The organism is Streptomyces sp. NPDC058000 (genome assembly GCF_042886435.1).
GTDB lineage: Bacteria > Actinomycetota > Actinomycetes > Streptomycetales > Streptomycetaceae > Streptomyces.
In genome coordinates this window covers 186,789-208,949 of the sequence record NZ_JBHVQS010000009.1, presented here as the reverse complement: position 1 = coordinate 208,949, position 22,161 = coordinate 186,789, and the positions used below count along the sequence as shown (strand labels likewise).

General features: G+C 70.2%; 19 protein-coding genes, 1 tRNA gene and 2 pseudogenes. 9 read left to right on the top strand and 13 right to left on the bottom strand.

The window, feature by feature from the left end; all coding sequences use genetic code 11:
- Positions 1–21 precede the first annotated feature (21 nt).
- The 3 genes from ACFVT2_RS12725 to ACFVT2_RS12715 form a co-directional block, all read right to left on the bottom strand.
- Complete coding sequence (locus tag ACFVT2_RS12725; RefSeq protein WP_390015914.1) at positions 22–903, bottom strand: GNAT family N-acetyltransferase; 882 nt, start codon at positions 901–903, stop codon at positions 22–24.
- 290 nt (positions 904–1,193) lie between these two features.
- Positions 1,194–1,733: a GNAT family N-acetyltransferase gene (locus tag ACFVT2_RS12720; protein ID WP_390015910.1), complete on the bottom strand. Its 540-nt coding sequence runs from the start codon at positions 1,731–1,733 to the stop codon at positions 1,194–1,196.
- A 105-nt stretch (positions 1,734–1,838) separates the two neighbouring features.
- Positions 1,839–2,315: a MarR family winged helix-turn-helix transcriptional regulator gene (locus ACFVT2_RS12715; protein WP_390015907.1), complete on the bottom strand. Its 477-nt coding sequence runs from the start codon at positions 2,313–2,315 to the stop codon at positions 1,839–1,841.
- Positions 2,316–2,356: 41 nt separating this feature from the next.
- Here ACFVT2_RS12715 and ACFVT2_RS12710 point away from each other — a divergent pair, with 41 nt between their 5' ends.
- Complete coding sequence (locus ACFVT2_RS12710) at positions 2,357–3,280, top strand: alpha/beta hydrolase (protein WP_390015905.1); 924 nt, start codon at positions 2,357–2,359, stop codon at positions 3,278–3,280.
- A gap of 206 nt (positions 3,281–3,486) precedes the next feature.
- On the opposite strand, the gene ACFVT2_RS12705 is transcribed toward ACFVT2_RS12710, so the two are convergent.
- Complete coding sequence (locus ACFVT2_RS12705; protein ID WP_390015902.1) at positions 3,487–4,800, bottom strand: acyltransferase family protein; 1,314 nt, start codon at positions 4,798–4,800, stop codon at positions 3,487–3,489.
- A gap of 328 nt (positions 4,801–5,128) precedes the next feature.
- Between ACFVT2_RS12705 and ACFVT2_RS12700 the strand changes: the two genes are divergently transcribed.
- Positions 5,129–6,010: an alpha/beta fold hydrolase gene (locus ACFVT2_RS12700; RefSeq protein ID WP_390015899.1), complete on the top strand. Its 882-nt coding sequence runs from the start codon at positions 5,129–5,131 to the stop codon at positions 6,008–6,010.
- Between the two features lie 188 nt (positions 6,011–6,198).
- On the opposite strand, the gene ACFVT2_RS12695 is transcribed toward ACFVT2_RS12700, so the two are convergent.
- Positions 6,199–6,885 carry a class I SAM-dependent methyltransferase gene (locus ACFVT2_RS12695; protein WP_390015897.1) on the bottom strand — a complete coding sequence of 229 codons (687 nt, stop codon included), beginning with the start codon at positions 6,883–6,885 and terminating at the stop codon, positions 6,199–6,201.
- 348 nt (positions 6,886–7,233) lie between these two features.
- The gene (locus ACFVT2_RS12690; RefSeq protein WP_390015894.1) at positions 7,234–8,547 is read right to left on the bottom strand and encodes an MFS transporter; all 1,314 of its coding nucleotides are present in this window, start codon (positions 8,545–8,547) and stop codon (positions 7,234–7,236) included.
- 201 nt (positions 8,548–8,748) lie between these two features.
- Between ACFVT2_RS12690 and ACFVT2_RS12685 the strand changes: the two genes are divergently transcribed.
- Positions 8,749–9,111 (top strand): ArsR/SmtB family transcription factor, encoded by a 363-nt coding sequence (locus ACFVT2_RS12685; RefSeq protein WP_390016015.1) that lies wholly within the window; start codon positions 8,749–8,751, stop codon positions 9,109–9,111.
- Between the two features lie 269 nt (positions 9,112–9,380).
- On the opposite strand, the gene ACFVT2_RS12680 is transcribed toward ACFVT2_RS12685, so the two are convergent.
- The gene (locus ACFVT2_RS12680; RefSeq protein ID WP_390015891.1) at positions 9,381–9,794 is read right to left on the bottom strand and encodes a nuclear transport factor 2 family protein; all 414 of its coding nucleotides are present in this window, start codon (positions 9,792–9,794) and stop codon (positions 9,381–9,383) included.
- Between the two features lie 348 nt (positions 9,795–10,142).
- Between ACFVT2_RS12680 and ACFVT2_RS12675 the strand changes: the two genes are divergently transcribed.
- The 6 genes and pseudogenes from ACFVT2_RS12675 to ACFVT2_RS12650 form a co-directional block, all read left to right on the top strand.
- Positions 10,143–10,216, top strand: a tRNA-Met gene (locus ACFVT2_RS12675).
- A gap of 192 nt (positions 10,217–10,408) precedes the next feature.
- Positions 10,409–10,696, top strand: coding sequence for a hypothetical protein (locus ACFVT2_RS12670; protein ID WP_390015888.1), 288 nt, complete (start codon positions 10,409–10,411; stop codon positions 10,694–10,696).
- A gap of 455 nt (positions 10,697–11,151) precedes the next feature.
- On the top strand, positions 11,152–11,283 hold the full coding sequence (locus tag ACFVT2_RS12665; protein WP_390015886.1) for a hypothetical protein: 132 nt from the start codon (positions 11,152–11,154) through the stop codon (positions 11,281–11,283).
- Between the two features lie 59 nt (positions 11,284–11,342).
- A complete protein-coding gene (locus tag ACFVT2_RS12660) occupies positions 11,343–12,458 on the top strand; it encodes a methyltransferase domain-containing protein (protein WP_390015883.1) in 1,116 nt (371 codons plus the stop codon).
- Between the two features lie 274 nt (positions 12,459–12,732).
- Positions 12,733–13,935 (top strand): NAD(P)/FAD-dependent oxidoreductase, encoded by a 1,203-nt coding sequence (locus tag ACFVT2_RS12655; RefSeq protein ID WP_390015880.1) that lies wholly within the window; start codon positions 12,733–12,735, stop codon positions 13,933–13,935.
- 121 nt (positions 13,936–14,056) lie between these two features.
- Positions 14,057–14,386 (top strand): annotated as a pseudogene (locus ACFVT2_RS12650) (RNA polymerase subunit sigma-24); the annotation flags it as partial.
- Between the two features lie 89 nt (positions 14,387–14,475).
- Here ACFVT2_RS12650 and ACFVT2_RS12645 read toward each other — a convergent pair.
- The 6 genes and pseudogenes from ACFVT2_RS12645 to ACFVT2_RS12620 form a co-directional block, all read right to left on the bottom strand.
- On the bottom strand, positions 14,476–15,585 hold the full coding sequence (locus tag ACFVT2_RS12645; protein WP_390015878.1) for a polyprenyl synthetase family protein: 1,110 nt from the start codon (positions 15,583–15,585) through the stop codon (positions 14,476–14,478).
- A gap of 75 nt (positions 15,586–15,660) precedes the next feature.
- Positions 15,661–18,279, bottom strand: a complete 2,619-nt coding sequence (locus ACFVT2_RS12640) for an MDR family MFS transporter (protein WP_390015875.1) — start codon at positions 18,277–18,279, stop codon at positions 15,661–15,663.
- A 235-nt stretch (positions 18,280–18,514) separates the two neighbouring features.
- Positions 18,515–19,090 (bottom strand): annotated as a pseudogene (locus ACFVT2_RS12635) (sigma-70 family RNA polymerase sigma factor); the annotation flags it as partial.
- Between the two features lie 17 nt (positions 19,091–19,107).
- Positions 19,108–19,686, bottom strand: coding sequence for a carboxymuconolactone decarboxylase family protein (locus tag ACFVT2_RS12630; RefSeq protein ID WP_390015872.1), 579 nt, complete (start codon positions 19,684–19,686; stop codon positions 19,108–19,110).
- A 192-nt stretch (positions 19,687–19,878) separates the two neighbouring features.
- Positions 19,879–21,372 carry an MFS transporter gene (locus ACFVT2_RS12625; RefSeq protein WP_390015870.1) on the bottom strand — a complete coding sequence of 498 codons (1,494 nt, stop codon included), beginning with the start codon at positions 21,370–21,372 and terminating at the stop codon, positions 19,879–19,881.
- A gap of 220 nt (positions 21,373–21,592) precedes the next feature.
- Positions 21,593–22,147 carry a DUF3291 domain-containing protein gene (locus tag ACFVT2_RS12620; protein ID WP_390015868.1) on the bottom strand — a complete coding sequence of 185 codons (555 nt, stop codon included), beginning with the start codon at positions 22,145–22,147 and terminating at the stop codon, positions 21,593–21,595.
- Positions 22,148–22,161 lie beyond the last annotated feature (14 nt).

The following is a 22,161-nucleotide window of genomic DNA, read 5'->3' as shown; positions in this document are numbered from 1 at the left end:
GTCCGGCCCGCCCTTTCGTCTTTACAGATCGAGCTGGTACAGCAGCTCCTCGTGCGTCGGCGTGTAGCCGAGGCCGTCGTTGATGTGTCTCATGTGCGTGTTGTTGTCGGCGGTGTCGGTCAGGAGGCCGGCGAGGTCCGGACAGCGGGTCCGGGCCTGGCTGATCGACTCGGCCTTCATCCACAGTCCGAGGCCGTGACCGCGGTGCTCGGGCAGCACGGCGGTGCCGTAGTGCTGGCCGTCGCCCTTGCCCTTGCCAGGCACGACCAGTTCTGTGAATCCGGCGATCGAACCGTCGGACGTGTCGATGGCAACGACCGTGTGCAGGTGGTCTCCGCGCTCCTCGACGCTACGGGACACGGCCCGAACCCGGTCCACGTCCCAGGTCATGGTGCCGTAGTCGGTGTCGTCCATCGGCATGTCGTCCATGGCGCGGCGCGAGGCGGCGAACGTTTCGGCGAGTTCGTCGGGGACGGTCCCGCGCCACGACGCCAGCCGGTAGCCGGGACGCGCCCGCTCAACGATCCGCGCGAGCGCGGCGACGTCCACATCGGCCAACGCCAGGCGGGTGTACCTGAAGGTGAGGGCTTTGCGAAAGCCCCGGGCCGACAGGAAGCCTGCGCCGGGTGACCCGGCCTCGGTCTGCGCGATGACGGCGCGTCGGGCGTCGTCCCGGGCGGCCGCCACGGCGACGTCGAGGAGTCGGGAGCCGATGCGTCCCCGTCGCTCCACCGGGTGGACGTGGAGGGCCAGTTCGGCGAGGTAATCCTGTCCACCATCGGTGAACAGACGCAGGAACGCCGACCCGACGGGGCTGCCGGCGGCGTCGGATGCCAGCCAGGCGAGGCGCCGACTGTACGGGCTGCTGTCGGGGTCGGTCAGTGGGGTGATGCGCAGGGACAAGGCGTCTCCGTCGTGAGGAGGTGGATGCAGTCAGCGGTCGAGATCAGCTGCTGGACAGTCCTGCGCATGTGCTCTACACCTCCTTGTTGACGGCGCCGGTCGGGAACGACGCGGCGGCCGAAAACGTAACGGTTCCGCCAGCCCTTCGCAATGGGTTAACGGGGGTGGTGGGGGTCTGCGGTGTCTGCAGCGAACCGCTCACCGCAGGGGCAGGGGCAGGCGGGTGGGGGCGCGACCGCCAGTACTCTGCCCTCGACGAGGAGCGCGGGCCGTGGATCAGGCGGAGAAGGTCAGTTGCTCGCATCACGGGTGATGCGGTACAGCACGTTGGGACGCAATGGTCCTTCGGGCGCGGTGGGGTCGTCGAAGTCGTCGGCCGGGTCCCGGGTCATGCCGATTCGGCGCATCACCGCCTGTGAACGGAGGTTGGTGGCCGTTGTCACGGCGAGGATCTCGGGAAGCCCAAGGGTGTTGAAGCCGTAGGCCAGGACTGTCAGCGCGGCCTCGGTGGCGTAGCCCTGGCCCCAGGCCGAGCGGGCGAGCCGCCAGCCGATCTCCACTCCCGTGAACGGCATGTCGTCATCCACCCGGTCCAAGCCCGCGAAGCCGATGAACTCGCCCGTGGCCTGCACCTCAACCGCCCACCACCCATAGCCTCGCTGGTCGAACTCGGCCTGGAAACGCGCCACGGAGGCGTCGCTCTGTTCACGGGTGAGCAGGTCGCCCAGGTGCTCTCGAACCTCGGGATCGGCATTCATCGCCGCCCATGGTGCAAGGTCGGAGTCGCGCCATCGACGAAGGTTGAGGCGATCGGTACGCAGTTCGGCCATGCTGCCCAGCCAACGTGACCTCGGGCCTCGGGGCAACCGCTTTCCGTCCTCCTCGGCCGGTCGCGGCGGCCTGTTGCCGGGTTTTCCGACCGGTACGCATGCCAGTCACCCTGTGGGCAGGCCGATCTGGTCGCGTTCGAGCGCGGACCGCAGTGCCGAGAGTGCCTGGGCAGCGGCCGGTCCCGAGGAACTGCCGAGGGCGCCTCCGACCAGCTCGGCCAGTCCATCGGTGAAGGTGCCCTCCGCCGCATCGACGAGCCGCAAGCCGGCATCGGTCAGGGCGAGCAGTGATGATCGGCGATCCGATGGATTCGGTTGCCGCATGACCCATCCCTGCTTCTCCAGGCGGTCGACGCCTTTGCTGGTCGCCCCGATTCCGACGGCGAACTCGGTGGCGAGGTCCGCCACCCGGGCCCCGGGGTGGTCGCGCAGGAAGCGCAGGAACTCGAACTGCGAGGTGACGATCCCGTGTTGCTCGCGAAGGCGGTCGTTCAAGGCGTTGTAGAGGCGCGTCTCGCACCGGACGAGGTCGGCGAAGAAGCCCGGGAGGTCGACCGGGTCACTGTTTGATTTAGATGCCACGGCATATAGTGTACCGGCATGTACTTACCGTGGAGGCGACAATGAGCAGGGAACAGCGCGCGAAGATCGACGCGATGGTGCGGCAGCCCCGACCCGAGGGCCCTCAATCGGTGGAGGCAATCCGCGCGGGATTCAGCGCGATGATGGCCGAAATGATCGTTCCGACGGGGATCCGCACGGGCGCTACGGCGCTCGGCGACCGACCCGCGGTGCTCGTCGAGCCCGCCGACGACCCGAGAGCCGGGACGATCCTGTACTTCCACGGCGGCGGCTTCGTGTTCGGCTCACCCGAAACGGCGATGTCGCTGACGGGGAACCTGGTGACCAAGACCGGGTTCAGGGCTTTCTCCCTGGACTACCGGCTTGCCCCCGAGCACCCGTTCCCGGCCGCGATCGACGACGCGCTGAGCGCCTACCGCGCACTTCTCGACAGCGGCGAAGAGCCGTCGGCGATCGCGTTCGCCGGGGACTCAGCCGGTGGCGGCCTCACCATCACCACCTGCCTTGCCGCCCGCGACGCGGGCCTGCCGCTGCCCGCCGCGATCGTGGCGTTCTCCCCCGGACTCGACACGACCCGGACGGGCGAGAGCATGGACACCAAGGCGGGCGCCGATCCGTTCTTCACACGCGAGTCCCTGGAACACACCGGGGCCATGTACCTCGCGGGGCGGGACCCGCACCACCCCATGCTCAGCCCCGCCACCCTCGCCGACCTGACCGGATTCCCCCCGATGCTCCTACAGGCGGGTACCAACGAAGTGCTCCTGGACGATTCCACGCGGATGGCCGCGCGCGCGAGGGCGGCCGGAGTGGACGTCATCCTCGACATCACCGCCGACGTACCGCACGTGTTCCAGTCGTTCACCGGCGTCCTGGACGAAGCCGACCAGGCACTGGATCGCGCGGCCCTCTTCCTCAGCCAGCACATCCGCACCCGGAACACGGCGCACACGCCAGCCACGTAGAGCCGCCCAACAGCCTCACCCGGCTACGACCTCTCTCCCCCCGAGCTTCGGCTCATCGTTCCTCTTCCAGACGGCCCGAGGTCTCGACCACGTTGGTTGGGACCTCGGGCGAGGACGGCGCCGCCGACGGCCGGGGCGGCACGGTCGCACGAGGTCGACCCCGGTCAGCTTGGCGCTCGCGCGGTCACGGGGCGGCACCGCTCGGTTCACGCGTCGGTTCGGACACTGCCGGTGTCCCGTTCCGTGACCGGTCCCGCGGTCTGTCCCGCGGGTGCGGGCAACTGCCGCCAGGGGCCGGCCTGTTCGCGCTGATTCCGCACCGTTGTGGCCGCCGATCGTTGCTGAGGGCTCATTCCGCGTGCGAGCTGGCGTCGCAGCACGCGGCCGAGGGGGCCATCGACCAAGTGGTAGACGACAGCCGAAAGCAGCAGGGAAAACGTGACTGCCACAGCCATCGACGGGAGGACGCCGAGCACGGGGACCTTCTGCAGCAACCCCTTGGCCACGGGTATGCCGATGCTCTGGTGCACCAGGTAGAAGGGGTAGGTGAGCGCGCCGGCGGTCACCAGCCACCGCCACCGCAGTCGGGCGAGCGGACCGAATCCCGCGAGCGCGAGAACGGCGAGGAAGAAGGTCAGCACCGCGGCACAGACGGCCCAGGAGAGCGCGCCCCCTTCAGCGGGCCGCACGGCGTGGGCGGCCACCCGGTCGTTGAGGACCGTGAGTTCGTAGCACCAGGCGAATCCGGCCAGCAGCCACAGCACGAGGTTCTGTCCGAACCGGTGCATCAAGTAGAGCGCTATTCCGGTGACGAAGAGGCCCGCGTACTGGCTGACGAAGAACTCGTCGAGTACGGCCGAGTCGAGTTCGCGGGCGGCGACCGCGAGAGTGAGCCAGGTCCCGCAGAAGGCGATCATGCGGCGATAGGTGAGCCCGAAGAACAACATGACCGCCATCAGCAGGTAGAAGCGGGCCTCCACCCAGAGTGTCCAGGCGACTCCCTCGATCAACTGGAGTCCCAGCGGCCCCGGGACCATCGTCAGGTTCCCCAGGACCGTTCGGAGGTCGATCGGCGTGGCTGCCTGAAGATGACCGAGCCGGGCGATCAGGACCAGGCCGACGGCCATCAGCACTGCGCACCAATACGACGGGAACAGCCGGGAGACGCGGGAGACGACGAACTGCACGGGGGTGCGTCCCCAGCAGCTCATACAGATCACGAATCCACTGATCATGAAGAAGAACTCCACGCCCAGCCAGCCGTAGCGGCTGATCTCGTGCAGCGCCGGAGCGAATTGCCTCGGGTCGTTGTCACCCCAGAAGCGAGGGGTCGTCGTGCCCAGGTAGTGGAAGGCGGCCACCGCGACGGCGGCCACGAGGCGCAGTCCGTCGATGGCGGCCAGCCGCGTCCTCCCGACCGGCCCGCTCGACTTCCCCTTCCGCTCGCCCCTCCGACCTGCGGGAACCTCGTCGAGGCCGGGTCTCTGTCGGACGGAAAGGGTCGAACTGTCTTTGCGCACGGTGGGTTCTCCAGACCGGGTGGCAAGGGTCGCCGAGCAACGGACCCGCCGACTATGATCTGCATGTATACACGCAACGTATAGAGGGGTGGCAAGCCGGGCCCTCAGTTCAGCGCGATGGCGAGGGACATGGCGCCGGGCGAACCAGCTCTGCGGCAGGGGTGGCGCGAAGTCCGGTTCGTCCGCGCCGCGTTCGCGGTCCCGACCCTCACCCGGCGCGGACTGATGGCCACAAGCCCCTGCTGCGCGCGTCGCTGCCACAGCTCCCCGACGGGCGACACGAGTAATCCCGATGCGGTCCGGCAGCCGATCATGACAGGCTCCGCGTATGCCGCTCGTTGACGTGTCACCCGGAGTAACCCTCGCTTACGAGGGCTTCGGTGATCCCGGTGACCCCGCCGTTCTGCTCGTGGTGGGTTTCGGCGCCCAGATGCTCTCCTGGCACGAGGACTTCTGCCGCGCGCTGGCAGATCGCGGCCGCTACGTGATTCGGTACGACAACCGCGACTGTGGACTGTCCACCAAGTTCGACGACCACCCCGTCGACGTGGGCCGGTTCATCACCGCCGTGAGCTCGGGAGACCTTCCTTCCGCCCTCGCGATGGTGCCTTACAGGTTGCCGGACATGGCCGCCGACGGCCTGTGCCTGCTCACCGCGCTCGGTATCGCACGAGCCCACGTGGTCGGAGCCTCGATGGGCGGAATGATCGCCCAGACGATGGCCATCACCCAGCCGGAGCGGGTACTGACCCTGACGTCGATGATGTCCTCGACCGGCGAGAACGCATACGGCCAGTCCAGTCCGGAAGCCCAGGCAGTGTTGTTCGCCCCGAAGCCGGCGGACCGCGCGGGATACATCGCGGCGGCGGACCGGGACCTGGTGTGGGCCTCCAAGCGCTACGGCGACCCCGCGGTCCTTCGCGAACTGGCTTCTCACAGCTACGACCGTGCCTACTACCCCGCCGGGGTCGGGCGTCAGCTCGGAGCGATGGTCCTCAGCGGCTCACGCGCGGACGCACTCCAAGAGCTCCAGGTACCGACCTTGGTGATCCACGGCCTGGATGACACGCTGATCGACCCCAGCGGTGGGCAACGCACCGCGGACCTGGTGCCCGGAGCCGAGCTCCTGCTGATCCCCGACATGGGACACGACCGCCCGCGCGAGCTCTGGCCCGAGATCATCGATGCCGTGGAGGCCCACACCAGCTGAGCGTCTACGACGGCGAGACGACGCTCCGCTCCCATTACCGTGCCGTGATCTCCCGGTTGCTCTGATCACCCTGGTCGCCCTCGTCGCCCTCGTCGCTCCGATCTCCCTGATCTCCCTGTTGGGCGTCGTCCACCTCGCCATCTGCCCGTGGACGTACCCGATGCTGATCGGGGTGGAGGTCGGCGACGTCAGCGTTCGGCGAGCGGTGTCCAAGTCGCCCGCGCTGCCGGCGTGTTGGTGTCGGCTGCACCGAGCTGAAGACCGAGATAGGTCCAGGCCACTCCCGGGCGTCCGTGCGGGTCCTCGCGCTCTGCGAGATGAACGACGCCCAGCCCGCACTTCCCGGCGAGGTCGATGGTCTCCTGTGCGGAGACCGGAAACATGCGGCGGCCGGCCGGGACCGGGCCGTGGCGCAGGGAGAGAATCACTCGCCCCCCGGGTTCGAGCAGACTGACCAGGCGGGCCATGGCCGAGGCGCGCTGCCGTTCGTCGAGGTGCATCCAGACCGCAGTCAACAGGATGAGGCCGAAGCGACGCTGCCGTACGCCCAGGACCGGCAGCTCGGGGAGCGCGTCATCGACCCATTCGATCTCCTGGTCGGCGTGGATGCGCTGACCCAACGAGCGGAGCTCGGCGGTGGGTTCGACGGCGACGACCCGGTGTCCCCGGAGAGCCAGAGCCGCCGCGTCCCGCCCGCTGCCCGCCCCGATGTCCAGGACCGAGCTCGGCCGGGAGGGGAACAGATGCAGGACCTCGCGGTGCACCTCGGCGAAGGTCACGCTCTCGTACTGCTCGGCCAGTGCCTCGGCCGCCTCACCGTATCCGGCGGTGCTGGCCCGTACACGCAGCCGCTCGCCGACCGTTTCACTGTTCACGACACCGCACCCTATGACTGATCCGCCTCCATGACCATGACGAGGCTCAGTTGCCTGGCTGGACTTCCTGCCGCGCAGGCCATGTATGCCAAGTAGGCCGCGCAGGCCGAACCTTCACAGCATCCGGCGATTCCCTCACCCGCCGCCCGCCCGCCTGACTGGCTGGCCGCCTGGCCGCCTGGGTGACTGGGTGACTGGGTGACTGGGTGACTGGCCAAGGATCGCTGCCGGCTGGAGGGTTCACGCGGCGAGCAGTGCCGTCAAACTCCCGTCTGCCTCGCGGCGCCTCCCAGGTCACGCTGGGAGGCGCCCCGGGCACGCATCTCGCTGGGTTTTCGACGCCCGGTCCTAGCCGCGCGGCTCGCCGCCCCGTACCGCGACCAGCGCCGCGCCTGCCACGGCCAGGGCGGCGACCGCGAGGCCGAAGGCGGTGGCGGCCGCCGGCAGGCCGATGGCGTCACCGAGGAAGCCGTCGGCGACGGGGAGGACGCCGGCGAGGAGGTAACCCCCCGCGTTCATGGCCGCGTTGGCCTCCGCGCGGCGGGCGGCCGGCACCTCACGACTGAGCAGGGTGAGTCCGCCCAGCTGACCGGCGCCCTGGCCCGCGCCGGCCAGCACCGCCGCGGCGACCAGGGGGGCGAGCGAGACGGTGTGGACGGCGGTGATCAGCGCCAGGGTGGCGGCGACGGTGGCCGCACCGGAGATCAGCAGGACGGTGCGGACGGCCATCCGCCGCAGCGCGAACTGCACGCCGGTGGCGGACAGGAACATCGTCAGCGCCATCCCGCCCGCCAGTACCCGGTTCGTGGTACCCAGCAGGCCGGTGAGCAGCGACGGCCCGAGCGACAGCACGAAGGAGGTGGCGCTGATGCCCGGAGCGAACGCAGCCAGCCCGAGGACGAGATGACGCCGGTTGGCCTTGGGTACGGCAGGCAGCCGTACCCAGGAGCCGGACGCGGCGGCGCCGGATCCGCGGTCCCGCCGGGGCAGCGGCATCCTGGCCACCGCCGCCAACGCAGTGATCAGCAGGACGGCTTCCACGACGAAGACGGTCACGGTCGGTCCGGGCACGGTCTCCGACAGCACCCCGGCCAGTACGGGGCCGATCCCGGCGCCCAGGACCATCCCGGTGGATGCCAGCAGCGGCCCGATGCTCCGTCCAGCGGCGATGTCCGTCACCGCCGCCATACCGGCCGATACGGCGGCGCCCGTGGCCACGCCGGTCACCAGGCGGGCGACGACCAGGGCGGTCACCGAGGGCGCGGTGGCGTAGACGAAGCAGGCGACGAGACCCAGGAGCAGCGCCGGCACCAGGACCGGCTTCCGTCCGACGCGGTCCGAGGCGACCCCTGCCACCAGCAGCGCGCCCAGCAGCCCGACCATGTAGGCCGCGTAGATCAGCGTCAGGGTGCCCGACCCGAAGGCGAGTTGGCGCTGCCAGACCGCGTACAGCGGCATCGCGGCGTTCGACAGGATGAAGAGGGCGACCACCGGCCAGGCGGCGAACCAGATCTCCCTGGTCGGCGGCGGCGCCGCGGCCCGGACCGCGGCGACCGGTCCGGTCGTCGGCTGGGGTGCCGATCGAGGTGCGGGCACCGCACGGGCCGCGGTCGGGCGTGGCGTACCGGTTCCGGGCATGGGTGCCATACGGGTTTCAGGCATGGGTGTCCCCTCCTCATCCAGCCAGTACGAGATGATTCGTACAAGCAGTACGAGAAGATTCGTACAGGCAACTGCAGTACGATGCAAGTCGTACTAGGGATGAGGTCGTCGAACGAGAGGAGCGCCGGGATGAGCGCAAGGACGTCGTCCACGACAGCGGGGCGGACCGGACCGCGGTCCGGCGAGGCACACCAGGCAGGTATGCCACGGCCCGACATCGCCGCGTTCCAGCGGCCCGTTCCGGCCGGCGCGCCCGAGCCGCTGCCGGAACCCAAGCGGGACGCCCTACAGCTACGGGTCGTCATGGGCGCGCTGAGCGATCCGCTGCGGATGTGGATCGTGCGCACCCTGCTGCTGGAGTCGGAGGACTTCGACCACACCTGCGGCTGGTTCAACTTCGACCGCCCCAAGTCCTCACTCACCCACCACTTCCGGACCCTGCGGGAGGCCGGGCTGATCCGTCAGCGGCAGTACGGGCTGGAGCGGCGCAGCCACGTCCGGATCGAGGATCTGGAGGCCCGCTTCCCCGGCCTGCTGGCCCTGGTCGCCGACTGGCGGGAGTGAGAGCGGGCTCGGCGGCGTCCGCCCGCACCGCCGCCGGCGAGTTCGTGGCGTTGGGCGAGCTCGGTGGTGGTGCGCGGAGTCGCCAGGTCGGCGAGGAGTATCGCGCGGGTGGCGTCGGGGAGTTCGTCGTTCACCGGTGCGGCCGGGGGCAGGTCGTGGCGTAGGAGCCGGGCAGGGGCGAGTACGGACGCGGTCGACGCGCCTCCTGCCGAAGAAGCCACCGAGGCCCTTCCCGTACCCCGCCCCCGAGAGGCCACAGGCCCGGCGGTTCAGGACGGGTCGGCGACCAAGGCGCGCTCCCAGTGCTGGGTGTCGGCATACTCGCGCATGTTGGTGATCTTTCCGCCGCGGACGGTGAAGACACCGATGTTCCTCTGGCGGTACGGCCTGCCGGTCTTACCAGTCGCCCACGAGTCCCACTCGACGAGCACCTGCTCACCCTCACCGAAGACGTTGGTGACCCGCACGCCAACCTCCTGGTCCGGGTCCAGATGAGCGAAGGCCGTCCTCAGGAAACCGTTGATCACCTGGTCCCGTCCCTGCCAGGTGCCGGAGATCGGCAGGTCGCCGCCGTACCAACAACTGCCGTCCTCGGCCCAGGAGTCCCAGATCACGTCCTGATCGCCAACCGCCAGCGCGTCGAAGTAGCGCTGCACCACGTCCCTGGGTTCCGTGCTCGACATGAGGTATTCCTGTCACTCCGCTGAACCGGGCGGTCCTTCCGCCCAACCACAGTCAAGCCGCAGGCACGGCACCAACCAAGACGCACTCCGCGAACACACCCTTCACGAACCGCGATCAATCCCCGCCCGAACCGGCCAGGCCCACCGCCTCAGGCACTGGCACGGCAGCCCGCCCCGCTCGGCCCGAAGAGGTCGGACGCACCGACAAGCCTGGCTCGGCCGGCCTTGCGGAGGCAGAGGCTGGATCATGCTCGTGACCTGCCGACGGTGCTCACGAAAGCGGCCGCCGCCCCGGGCGAACGTCGATTCGGTTTAGCCGGGTCGATGCCGTACAGTTCAACCTACCGACGCGGGGTGGAGCAGCTCGGTAGCTCGCTGGGCTCATAACCCAGAGGTCGCAGGTTCAAATCCTGTCCCCGCTACTAGATCGAAGGTGAAGGGCCTGGTGAAAACCAGGCCCTTCACTGCGTCTGGATAGCCGGGCACGGCGCCTTGGCCACTTGAACGTGCTCTTCGGGCGGCGAGCGCCACGGGTACGACCTGTCCGACGGGTCGCCGCTGGGTTCTGAGCCGTTCCACGCCCACTGCGATGCCCGTCTTCGTTCGTCGCCGTCATGATGCTCGTATCGGCCGTGCCGGAACGCAATTCCCTCCGGCAGGTCATGGGACGCCGTGTGGTGACGTCACCGCCGTCGGCTCGTTGGCAAACCATGACAAAAACACGCCGTACACTCGCCGGTTTCGCGCTTGCGACGCTGCTTCTTGGCCCCGTGTCCGCACAGGCCGCGGCAGAGCCGAAGGACGACACTCCCATTCAGTCCCACATCAAGATGCCCCTGAGCGGACTCTTCACGGACCACGGCATTCCGGTCGATTGGAGCATCCTCGGCACCCGTCTCTGACCCATCGGGCGGGCTCTACGGCGGTCCACGCGGTCCACCGGTCTTTTCGCTCGGTGTCGGGTGTAGGTCCAGGCGGCCTTGATCGGCGGCATGCGCTCGGCGGGGGCTCCGATCGATGGGCTCCAGTGGGTGCGTCAACGGTTGGCCCGAGTCCGTGCCGCCCAGGACCGCCGTTTGGGCCTGCCATCCGCCCAACCGCAAGAGCCACACCCCTCCGCACTTCTCCTCAACTCCTCCTGCCAGCAGTGGTGTTGGTCGGACAGGTGGTTGGGCAGTTGGCACACCGTCTCGGGGGCGCCTGTTTCCTGAGGGGAAGTGCGGTTCAGGGCAGCCGTGGGGATGCGGGATACCCCGGCCGGCTACCCGGCCCGTGTGCCTACGGCACCGCTCCGCCGTCTTGCGGAGCGGCTGCCGGGTGCACCAGGCTGGCGGCCTGACAGTTGGAGGGAGACGCGATGCGCCTGCTGTACGCACTCCGCAACGGCGGCGAAGAGGGTGACGACCTGCCCGGAACTCCATGGACGCCCGATGAGCCGAGTCCCGACGGGACGACGCCGCCCGGCGACGGCACCCATCGCAAAGAGTGAGCGTCCTCCCCGTGTCTGCGGACCGTCCCGGCCGTGAGCGGCTGGGACGGTCTCTCTCCATGGCCGGCATCCTGCACCCGGACTGGCAGGCAACGTTCGATGCCGTCGACCGCGCGCAGTTCCTACCCGACGTGATGTGGCCGTGGGACATGACTCGCCGGGCGAGCGTCCCCGTCGACAAGACCCTGAATCCGGAAGCCTGGTACGCCGCCACCGACTCCGACCAGCCGATCGTCACGCAATGGGACGACGGCCGGCACGCCGGGACGGCCCCGGGGAAGACCGCGACCAGTTCGTCATCCATGCCGTCCGTCGTCTACCGCCTCCTCCGCGAGCTGGACGCTGACGCGGGCATGAACGTGCTCGACGTGGGCACCGGAACGGGCGAGACCGCCGGCGCCCTCGCCCACCGCTGCGGCCAAGGCAACGTCACCACCGTGGAAGTCGACCCGGCCATCTCCCGGCATGCCAAGCAGCGCCTGCATGCAAGGGGACTCGAACCCACCCTTGCGGTAGGGGACGGCGCGGCCGGCTACCGGCCCCGGGCCCCTTACCACCGGATCCTCGTCACCTTCGGCCTGCACCAGACCCCCGGAGCGCTGATCGAGCAGACCCGTCCCGGCGGCCTGATCGTCGCCCCCTGGGGAACGCACTACAGCCACGCCGATGCCATCGCCCGGCTCACGGTCACCAACGGCATCGCGTCGGGGCACTTCACCGCGGGGGTCGAGTTCATGAAGAGCCGGGCCCAGCGCCGCGCCCCAGTCGATCCACGCGACTACGTCCCGCCCACGGGTGTCGAAGGTGCCGACGAGTCACGAACGAGCATCACCGACGAACGGTTCGCCGGCGGCCGCCGCGGCGTCCTGCCGTTCGTGCTCGGTCTCCGGGTGCGGGGCTGCGTCCAGGCGGTAGCCGACAAGCGCGGTAACGCCCGACCCATCTGGTTCTACAGTCTCATCGACCGGTCGTGGGCGGTGGTGATGCTCGGCAACGACCAGGCCGGATCCCGCGTCTGGCAGTCCGGGCCGCGCCGGCTTTGGGACGAGGTGGAAGCGGCCTACGACTGGTGGACCGGGCACGGCTCTCCCGGGTTCGAGCGGTTGGGCCTCACCGTCGCCCCCGACGGCCAGCGGGCCTGGCTGGACGATCCCCGACAGTCCTGGCCCCTTTGACCGGCGCAGACGAGAAGGGGCCGACGACGGGCGGGGGCTGAGGAGCTGTCCGCCTTCCGCGAGCCCGATGTCGAGAGCTCCGGGCGGGACCGGTTCACCCCGCGCCCGCCGTCCAGTGGTGCGTAAGGTCCGGCACCCGGGAAGTGGACAACCGCCTGCGGGGGGCGGCTGCTCCGGTTCGAGCACACCCGTGGAGTGAGGTGGCTCACACGTTGTCACAATGAGCGGTCGCGCGGTGTCTTGAGGGCGAACCCCTGGAATCGGAGGAGACACCATGACCGCGAACACCACCGATGTCGTCGTGATCGGCGGCGGATACGCCGGCGTCATGGCGGCCAATCGCCTGACGCAGCGCGACGACGTGACCGTGACGCTGATCAACCCGCGCCCGAACTTCGTCGAGCGGATCCGGCTGCACCAACTGGTGGGCGGGTCCGACGACGCGGTCGTCGACTACCGAAAGGTCCTGGCCAAGGGCGTCCGGCTGGTGGTCGACAGCGCGGCACGGATCGACGCGGCCGAGCGCAGCGTGACGTTGGCGAGCGGCGGCACGGTCGGCTACGACTACGTGATCTACGCGGTGGGCAGTGGCAGCACCGACCCGAGCGTGCCCGGAGCGGCCGAGTTCGCCTACCCGATCGCCGACCTGGAGGAGGCGGAGCGGCTGCGGGCAGCCGTTGAGGCCGCGCCGGCAACGGCCGCGGTGACGGTCGTCGGAGCCGGTCCGACCGGTATCGAGACCGCCGCCGAGCTGGCGGAGGGAGGCCGGACCGTAACTCTGGTCTGTGGTGGGGTACTTGGCCCGTATCTGCACCCCCGGGGTCGGCGTTCGGTTGCCAGGCGGCTGGCCGGGCTCGGGGTGACCGTGGTCGAGGGCTCCGGCACGAAGGTGACGGCTGTGACGCGCGATGTCGTGCGGCTCGGTGACGGCCGTACGCTGCCGAGTGAGGTGACCATCTGGACTGTCGGCTTCGGGGTGCCGGACCTGGCCGCGCGCAGCGGGTTGAGCACCGATGCCGTGGGCCGGCTGCGCACGGACGAGACGTTGACGAGCGTGGACGACGTACGTGTTGTCGCGGCCGGGGATTCGGCGGCACCGTCTGACCTGCCGTTCCGGATGAGCTGCCAGGCCGCGGTTCAGCTGGGCCCGCAGGCCGCCGAGACGGTGCTCAGCCGGATAGCGGGTGAGCGGCCCGCGCCCATCGACGTGGGGTTCGCCGGCCAGTGCATCAGTCTGGGGCGTCGCTTCGGCTTCTTCCAGTTCGCCCACAAGGACGACACCGTGAAGCGGCTCCACCTTGGCGGCCGCACGGGCGCGAAGCTGAAGGAGGTCGTCTGCAAGAGCATCGTCTGGCAGCTGGCGTACGAGGCGCGCAAGCCCGGTGCGCGCACCTGGTGGGCCAAGGATGCCAAGCGCCAGCAACTGCTACAGGCCAAGCGCGCCGAGGCGCCGGCCGTCGCTGAACGGACAGCGTAGCCAGGCATCGTGGCCGATCCGGTCGACTGCCGACTGCCGACCGTTGGACCGTCGACTGTGGGACTCGCCTTTGGGACTCGACTGTGGGCCGTCGACGGTCAACGGACCTGGACGGCGCCGCGACCTACAGGGCCTCCTCGACACGCTGACTCCCGAGGTCGTCCTCATGAGCGACGGGGGCGGCATCAAGCAGGCCGCGCAGCGGCCGATCGTCAGCGCCGACAAGGTGGCCCGCTTCATCATCGGCGGCACCCACAAGGCCGAAGCCACGCTCACCACTGTCCCCACCATGGTCAACGGCAACCCTGCGCTCGTCCTACGCCTGGACGGTGAGATCGACGGCGTCCTGGCGATCCGTGTCGAGGACGCCCGCATCACCGGCCTCTACTACGTCCGCAACCCGGAAAAGCTGACCCGCGTCGAATCCGAGACCCCGCTCACCCTGCGATGAACACCGGCGGTCGAACAGCCGCCTGGGAGCGAGGTGCACCACCTGGATGGCGCGCGGTGGCTGACGTTGTGACAGCGGGCCCGCCCGGCTCAGCGTTGCGAGTTCGCGTCCTCGTCACCGGCCGTGGCCACCCGAGCCATGCGCAGCGGCAGGTGCGTGAACAGTCCGACGGCCTCCTCTCGCCACCACTCGCCCCAGCCTGACGCCTCGGTGGCGGCACGCTCGGCATAGCGGCTCAGGTCGGCGCGGAGTCGGACGTCGGTGCCCTGACGGCGGGCGATGTTCCGGACGCGTTCGACGCTGTCGGGGGTGCAGTTGGGGTCGCCCAGAACGGCTTCCACGACGGCCCGGTCAGCCGCATCGGCCCGGTCCAGGATCGCGCGGAGGGCGTAGGTGCGGCGGCCCGCGCGGAGGTCGCCGCCCGGGGGCTTGCTCAGGGCCGCGTCGTCGCCGAAGAGGTCGAGGTAGTCGTCGCGCAGCTGCCCGCAGATTCCCACCAGGGTGGCGTAGCGGCGCAGGCGTGCGTCGTGACGTTCGAGGTCCTCGCCCGCGGCGAGGAGTCCCAGGCGCAGCGGGGCCAGGACGGAGTACCGGGTGGACTTGTACTCGGTGACGGCGTGCAGGAGCTCTTCGTCCGGCAGGTCCTCGAAGTCCCGCTCCAGGTCGAGGATCTGGCCGGCGATCGCGTCGGTGGCCGCACGGGCCTGTACGTCGAGCATGGCCTGTCGCAGCGGGGCGGGGACGTCCGCCTCCAGCAGCACCCGCAGCGACAGGAACGCGGCGAGGTCCCCGGCCAGCACGGTCAGGCCCAGGGCGGTGCGCTCGTGGTCGGGGAACGCGCTGCGGTAGGCGTAGTAGGTCGAGGGGCCACCGCGGCGCACGGGCGAGTCGTCGATGACGTCGTCATGGATGAGCCCGTGTGTCTGGAGCAGTTCGATGCTGAGCGCGGCCTCCGTGAGGCCGGGTACGTCCTCGGTGGTCACCAGGCGGGCCGCCTCGTACAGCAGGACCACACGCAGCCGCTTACCGCCACGCAGGGACAAGTCCCGTAGCAGTTCCAGGCATTGGGGCGTGAAGCGGCCCTGCGGTGGGACGTCGAAGGTCTCCCCCAGGCGCGTGAAGTACGTCTCGAAGGCGGCGTCGAAGCGTCGCCGATGTGCGGCAAGGCGCTGTTCGGCGGCGGCTGCCAAGGGGTTCATGAAGGCCATCCTCCTGATGGGTACGTGCCCAAATGTACGTGTGCGGCGACGGGGTCCCATCAGGAGGGCGCGGGATCAGCGGGTGGCCTGCTGGTCGTAGCTCGGGAGGGGCGGTCCGGTGAGCTGGGGGGTGGCCGGGTCGGTGGACCTGACGAGCAGCGCCGCGACCAGGCCCGCGAGCAACGTGATGCCGATCGAGCACCACAGGGCGACGCTGTAGCCGCTGAGTGCTGCCTTGTTGATGACCGCCGCGAGCTGTGGCGGAAGCCCACGCCCGCCGAGGATGCCGCCACTCCGGGCCGCACTGGCGATGGCCGGTGGGAGCCCGGGTACCGCCTGCAGTCGGGCGGCGATGGCCGAGGACAGGACGCTGCTGAACAGCACCGTGCCAAGCACCCCACCTACCTGGTTGGCCGTGCTGGTCACTGCCGCTCCCCCGCCGGAGTCCGGCGCGGCGAGGCCGGCCGTCGCGATGGAGTAGAGCGGCATGAGGGCCATGCCGAGGCCGAGGCCGGCGAGGAGCATGCCGGGCAGGAGCAGGGTGGCGTATCCGCTGTCGGGTGTGAGGAAGGTCAGGAGCAGCAGGCCGAGCGCGGTGAGCAGCAGGCCCGGCACGATCAGGTTGCGCGGCGATGTGCGGTGCAGCAGACGGGCGGAAACCTGGGTGGAGCCGATGACGATCGCGGCGACCGTGGGCAGGACGGCCATGGCGGTGCCGAACGGGGAGTAGCCGCCGAAGTTCTCCAGGTACGCCGTCAGGGTCGGGAAGAGGGCGAGCGTGCCCACGCCGGCCAGGAACAAGGTGAGGAAGGAGCCGATGCGGTTGCGGTCCTTGATGGCGTACGACGGGAGGAGTGCGGTGGCGGTAGCGACCTGCCACCACCCGAAGGCCAGGAGCAGGACGACGCCGACCGCGAACAGGGCCAGCACCAGGACGTCGGTCCAGCCGCGCGGGCTCGTCTCCTGGAAGCCGTAGACGAGGGCGAGGAGCCCGCCGGTGCCGAACACCAGGCCCGGCGCGTCCAGGCGGGGGCCGGTGCGGACCGGGCGGTCGTGCACCAGGGTGGCGGCACCGAGCAGGGTGATCAGGGCGAGAGGGACGGTGGCGTACAGGCACCAGCGCCAGCTCAAGTTGACGAGCAGCCAACCGCCGGTGAGCAGGCCCACCGCCGAGCCGCCGGCGGCGATCGTGGCGTAGACCCCGAAAGCCCTGCCACGTGCCTTCGGGTCGGTGAAGTTGGCCGTCACCAGGCCCAGTGCAGCCGGCGTCAGCAGCGCGGCGAAGACGCCCTGTAGGGCGCGGGCCCAGGCCAGGACGCCGGGCGTGGGGGCCGACCCGCCGATCGCGGCGGCCACCGCGAAACCGGCCAGGCCGATGATCACCATCCGTTTGCGGCCCGCCAGATCCGCGAGGTGCCCACCGAGCAATAGCAGCCCGACGAAGGCGAGTTCGTACCCGGTGAAGAGCGAATTCAGGTCGTCGGCGCGTACGTGCAGCTCGACCATGATGGACGGCAGCGCCATGCGCAGGGACGTCGCATCGAGCAGGACGAGCAGCTGCACGAGGGCGACCACCACCAGGCCCCACCAACGCTTGGGGTGCGGGAGCGGAGAATCCTGCGGGTGGGGCGGGAAGGGAGGTGTCGGCCAGGCGTGGGGGGCCATGCCCGGGGGTGGTCCGAATCCCTGCGGGGGGACCAGGCCCGCCGGGGCCGTGGGCGCGTACGCGGGCGGCGGGGGTGTGTCGGGGACGGGAGTTGCACCGGGCGTGCCGACGGTCGTCTCCGGGGCGTAGTCCAGCAGCTTGGCGGCGTGACGGCCGAGTTGGGCCAGTACCGCGCCCGGCAGCCACTCCCCCTCCGCGTCGGCTTCCGTGTCCGCCGCCGTGCGGGCCGCGACCTGTTGGAGGGTGGGCCGCCCGGCCGGGTCCTTGTCGAGGCACTGGCGTACGAGAGCAAGTAGCGGTTCCGGTACGCCGGTCAGGTCCGGCTCCTCCTCGGCGATCCGGAAGAGGTGGGCGTTCAGGCCGGTCTCGGTGGCGCCGAAGAGGAGGCGTCCGGTGGCGGCGTAGACGAGGACGGCGCCCAGGCAGAACACGTCGCTGGCCGGGGTGAGTTCGAGGCCGCGTACCTGCTCGGGCGACATGAAGCCGGGGGAGCCGATCAGCATGCCGGTGCGGGTGTGCAGGCTGTCCCCGGCGAGGCTGTCCATGGCCCGGGCGATCCCGAAGTCGATCACGCGCGGTCCGTCGACGGTGACCAGTACGTTGGACGGCTTGAGGTCCCGATGGATCAGGCCCGCCTCGTGCACCGCCTGGAGGGCGAGGGCGAGGCGGTTGGCCAGCACCCGCACGGAGTTCTCGGGTAGCGGCCCGAAGTCGTGTGCGACCACGGTGGTCAGGTCGGGCCCCGGGATGTACTGGGTGGCCACCCAGGGCACCGCGGCCTCGGTGTCGGCGTCGAGCACGGCCGCCGTCCAGGAGCCGCCCACCTTCCGGGCCGCCGCCACCTCGCGGGCGAAGCGCCGACGGAACTCCGGATGCTGTGCGTGCTCGGCCTGGACGACCTTGACCGCAACGGTCCGCCCGGCCTCGGAACGACCCAGGTAGACCAGGCCCATACCGCCGGCCCCCAGACGGGCGATCAGTCGGTACGGGCCTATGTGCGTCGGGTCTGAGGAGATCAACTGGTCCACGGGGGAAAGATAATCCACGGTCCGGGCCCCGGCACCGGCTTCCACACTTCCTTGCCGGAAAAGCACGAGACATACCGCGGTCCCACGATGTCGCGAACCCACCCTTCCGCGAACCCACGACTCTGCGGCTCCAGATGTCGCTTCAGTCCGACGGATAGGCCGTTGCCGGGCGCTCGTGGGTGTTCCGGGCGGTTCTCACCGTCCGGAACACCCACGACGCCACGCCGGTAGCGGGCTGCAACTGCCCGGTGCGCAAGGCGGCCAGGAACCGCTCCACCACGGCCTGCTGCTCCGACCGGCTCACCCGCGCACGCGGCCGTCGAGCCGCCACATGCTCGCGCGAGCGCCGCGCGATCTGCCGCACCGTCGCCGCGGACTTTCCCACGGCCTCGGCGATCTCGCCGTACGGCATCGCGAACACCTCTCGGAGCACGAACACCGCCCGCTCCGCCGGCCCGAGCGTTTCCAACACGGTCAGCATCGCGATCGAGACACTCTCCGCGAGTTCAACGTCCTCGGCGACATCAGGGCTGGTCAGCAGCGGTTCCGGCAGCCACTCCCCCACATACTCCTCGCGGCTGCGGGACAACGTTCGCAGCCGGTTGAGCGCTTGCCGGGTGACGACCCGGACGAGATACGCCCGCGGGTCACGCACCTGCGAGCGGTCGGCGTCGGCCCACCGCAGCCACGACTCCTGCACCACGTCCTCCGCGTCGGCCGCCGACCCGAGCATCTCGTAGGCGACCGTGAACAGCAGACTGCGACGGGCGACGAACGGGTCCTTGACCGGGTCGAACGGGTCCTCGGGCATTCCGAACGGGTCCTCGGTCATGCCGTCGACGCCGGGCCGGAGTTCTCAGGGCGCGCGGCCAGCGGAATCTCGCAGGCAGCGGAGAAGCCCTGCGACTCGATCCCGAGCGCCGCGTTGTTCCTGGTCGCCAGGTTGACGAAGGCGATGAAGGCGGTGAGTTCGACCATTGCCGCCGGGCCGAGCCGGTCGAGCAAGCGCGCCGACAGCTCGTCGGTAACGGTCGGCGGCGTGTTCGTCATCGCCTCGGCATACTCCAGTACCTCCCGCTCCAGCACCGTGAACACCTCCGACTCCCGCCACCGCGGCACCTGGCTCGCCTTGGCGAGGTCCAGCTTCTGGTTCTGCGCCTGGAAGTAGCCGGTGTCGAGGCACCAACTGCACCCGACCTGCGCCGCGACGGCCATGTGCGCGAACGACTTGAGGCTCTCGTCGACCGCGGCCCACTCGCTCACCCTGGCCCCGAACTCCAGGTTGTCCTGGGCGACTTCGGGGCTGTGCCACGTCACCTCGACGGGTTCGGGCACGGCACCGAGCTGCTCGATCATGCTCTCCGTGAGCCCGGTGGGAAGCTCCGCCTTCGGAACGCGTAGCGCCATGATGTTCTCTCCCTGCACGTTGGCCTGCTTGCCTGTCCGCCATGAAGACACCGCCGGGCCCGCGGATGTGACAACCACCGCTACCGCAAAGGCGCCTCGTACGTGCGGTGTGCGGTCGGACATCCGCGGGGGCTCGGCGAGCAGTGGGGCCAGGTACGGCCAGGCAGGGCAGGCAGGGCGGGTATCGGCGTGCTACGCGCGGGTCGTTTCGTAGTCGAGGACTGCGGGCGGGGCGGTCCGGGTTGTCGGGCGCATGATCAGGATCAGTACGGCCAGCCCGGCGAAGATGACCGCGGCGGCGACGCCGATGACGTGCAGGCTGGCGGTGAACGCGGCCCGCGCGGTGTGCAGCAGTTCCGCGCCCCGGCCGGCGGGGAGGTGCTGGCTGGCGGCGACTGCGCCGGCCAGCGAGTCGGACGTGCCACCCATCCGGCTGCGGTAGACCACCGCGGCCACCACGCCGAGCAGCCCGAAGCCGAGCGAACCGCCGAAGTAGTTGCCGGTCTCCGACATCGACGCAGCCGAACCGGCGCGCTCCGGCGGTACGGACCCGACGATCAGCCCGGTGCCCAGCGCGAACAGCGGGCCGGTACCCAGCGCCAGTACGGCGATGCCGGTCATCACCATCGGGAGGGCGCTCGCACCGGCGACGCCGACCAGCAGCAGGCTGCCCAGCGCCGACCCCACCAGCCCGCCGGCGATCGCGGTCGTCGGCTGCATCCGCCGGGCGAGCGCCGGCGCGCCCAGGGTGCCGACCGCCACGCCCAGGCCCATCGGTGCGAACAGCACCGCCGACGCGACCGGCGAGAAGCCCAGCACGCTCTGTAGGTACTGGGTCACCACCAGGCCCGTACCGGCCATGGCGATGCCGGCGAAGACCAGTCCGACGAGTACCGCCGTGAACGGGCGGTTGCGCAGCAGCCGCAGGTCCAGCAGCGGCGTCGCCAACCGCAGTTGCCGGCGGACGAACAGGAAGCCGAGGGCCGCGCCGACGACGAGGGCCACCGCCGGCACGACCGGCGCGCTCTCGACGGTCAACTGCTTGATGCCGTAGACCATCGCCAGCACCGCCACGAGCGACAGCCCGACGCTGGCCGGGTCCAGCCGGCCCGCCTGGTCGCTGCGGAACTCCGGCAGCAGGACCGGCCCGGCACACAGCAGCAACGCCATCGCCGGCACCGCGGCCAGGAACACCGATCCCCACCAGAAGTGCTGGAGCAGGAATCCGGCGAGTACGGGTCCGAGCGCGCCGCCGGTGAACTGGCAGGTCGCCCAGATCGCGATGGCCCGCCCGCGCTGCCGTTCGTCGCGGAACATGTTGGTGAGCAAGGCGAGTGTGGAGGGCATCAGGGTCGCACCGGCGACGCCCAGCAGCGCCCGCGCGACGATCAGCATCAGCGGGCTGACCGCGAAGGCGGCCACCACCGACAGCACCGCGAACGCCGCCCCGCCGATCATCAGCAGCCGTCGGCGGCCGATCCGGTCGCCGAGCGTGCCCATCGTGATGACCAGGCCGGCCACCATGAGTCCGTAACTGTCGCTGATCCACAGCTGCTGGACGTTGGTGGCACCCAGGTCGGCGCTCAGCTGTGGGAGTGCGAGGAGCAACGCCGTCATGTCCATCGCGACCAGCAGTGTCGGCAGCATCAGGACGATCAGTCCCAGCCATGCCCGGTTGACTCGCATCTTCGCAACTCCCAGATCTCTCGACGTATCGCCCCTTGGTCGGAGCGGTCGAGAGCTTCTTGACACCGGTACGGACGGAATTCCCTCCCGTCCGCCACGGCGGGGTTTCCCTGGTTGTGGAGGATGGCGCCGAGCCGGTTGGTCGCATGGATCGTGTCGCGTGGATCGTGGCGATCGGGGAGACCGATGCCGTCGCCCTGTTGGACCGGGTGTCCCTGCCCTACACCGCCGCCGCGTCCCCGGCCGGCGACGGCCGGCCGCTCCGGGCGGCCTGCTCCGGCTGTGCCGGCGACACGGCCTGAAGGTGCTGGGTGGCCTCGTCGGCGGTGTGGGCGGAGGCGAAGGTGAACGCGCGGGGGGACGGCCCGTGCGCCCGCAGGTCCGCCAGCCGCTCCAGGCCCTCGTCGACGGTCGGCAGGTGACCGGCGGGGACCCACCAGAGCACCAGGTGCGCCTCGACGTGCCGCGCGAACCATTCGCGGCGCCGCTGCATCGCCTCCAGGTGCCCGCTGCGGTAGGTGAATTCCCACAGGGCTTCCGAGGTCTCCCACACCGACATGGTGACGATGACGTTCTCGCCCGCCGGGCGCAGGCCGGTGGCGTCGGCCTCCCCCTCCTCCGCGAACCGCCACACGAAGCCGGGCGCATCATCGGCGGCGGCGTTGACCGGGTTGAGCAGCTCGACGAACGGCGCAATGCGCGGGTCGTCGAGGGGGTGATGGAGCGTGGCGACGTTGAGCTGGGCGAGGTGGGCGGCATGCGTGGATGCGGTCATGGCCTCATCCCAGC

Coding starts and splice junctions, on each gene's coding strand:
- ACFVT2_RS12630 (WP_390015872.1), bottom strand. CDS start 19,686: ATGGCGCTACGCGTTCCGAAGGCGGAGCTTCCCACCGGGCTCACGGAG.
- ACFVT2_RS12685 (WP_390016015.1), top strand. CDS start 8,749: ATGCCACGGCCCGACATCGCCGCGTTCCAGCGGCCCGTTCCGGCCGGC.
- ACFVT2_RS12655 (WP_390015880.1), top strand. CDS start 12,733: ATGACCGCGAACACCACCGATGTCGTCGTGATCGGCGGCGGATACGCC.
- ACFVT2_RS12700 (WP_390015899.1), top strand. CDS start 5,129: ATGCCGCTCGTTGACGTGTCACCCGGAGTAACCCTCGCTTACGAGGGC.
- ACFVT2_RS12670 (WP_390015888.1), top strand. CDS start 10,409: ATGATGCTCGTATCGGCCGTGCCGGAACGCAATTCCCTCCGGCAGGTC.
- ACFVT2_RS12625 (WP_390015870.1), bottom strand. CDS start 21,372: ATGCGAGTCAACCGGGCATGGCTGGGACTGATCGTCCTGATGCTGCCG.
- ACFVT2_RS12680 (WP_390015891.1), bottom strand. CDS start 9,794: ATGTCGAGCACGGAACCCAGGGACGTGGTGCAGCGCTACTTCGACGCG.
- ACFVT2_RS12665 (WP_390015886.1), top strand. CDS start 11,152: ATGCGCCTGCTGTACGCACTCCGCAACGGCGGCGAAGAGGGTGACGAC.
- ACFVT2_RS12690 (WP_390015894.1), bottom strand. CDS start 8,547: ATGCCTGAAACCCGTATGGCACCCATGCCCGGAACCGGTACGCCACGC.
- ACFVT2_RS12720 (WP_390015910.1), bottom strand. CDS start 1,733: ATGGCCGAACTGCGTACCGATCGCCTCAACCTTCGTCGATGGCGCGAC.
- ACFVT2_RS12620 (WP_390015868.1), bottom strand. CDS start 22,147: ATGACCGCATCCACGCATGCCGCCCACCTCGCCCAGCTCAACGTCGCC.
- ACFVT2_RS12710 (WP_390015905.1), top strand. CDS start 2,357: ATGAGCAGGGAACAGCGCGCGAAGATCGACGCGATGGTGCGGCAGCCC.
- ACFVT2_RS12660 (WP_390015883.1), top strand. CDS start 11,343: ATGGCCGGCATCCTGCACCCGGACTGGCAGGCAACGTTCGATGCCGTC.
- ACFVT2_RS12645 (WP_390015878.1), bottom strand. CDS start 15,585: ATGAACCCCTTGGCAGCCGCCGCCGAACAGCGCCTTGCCGCACATCGG.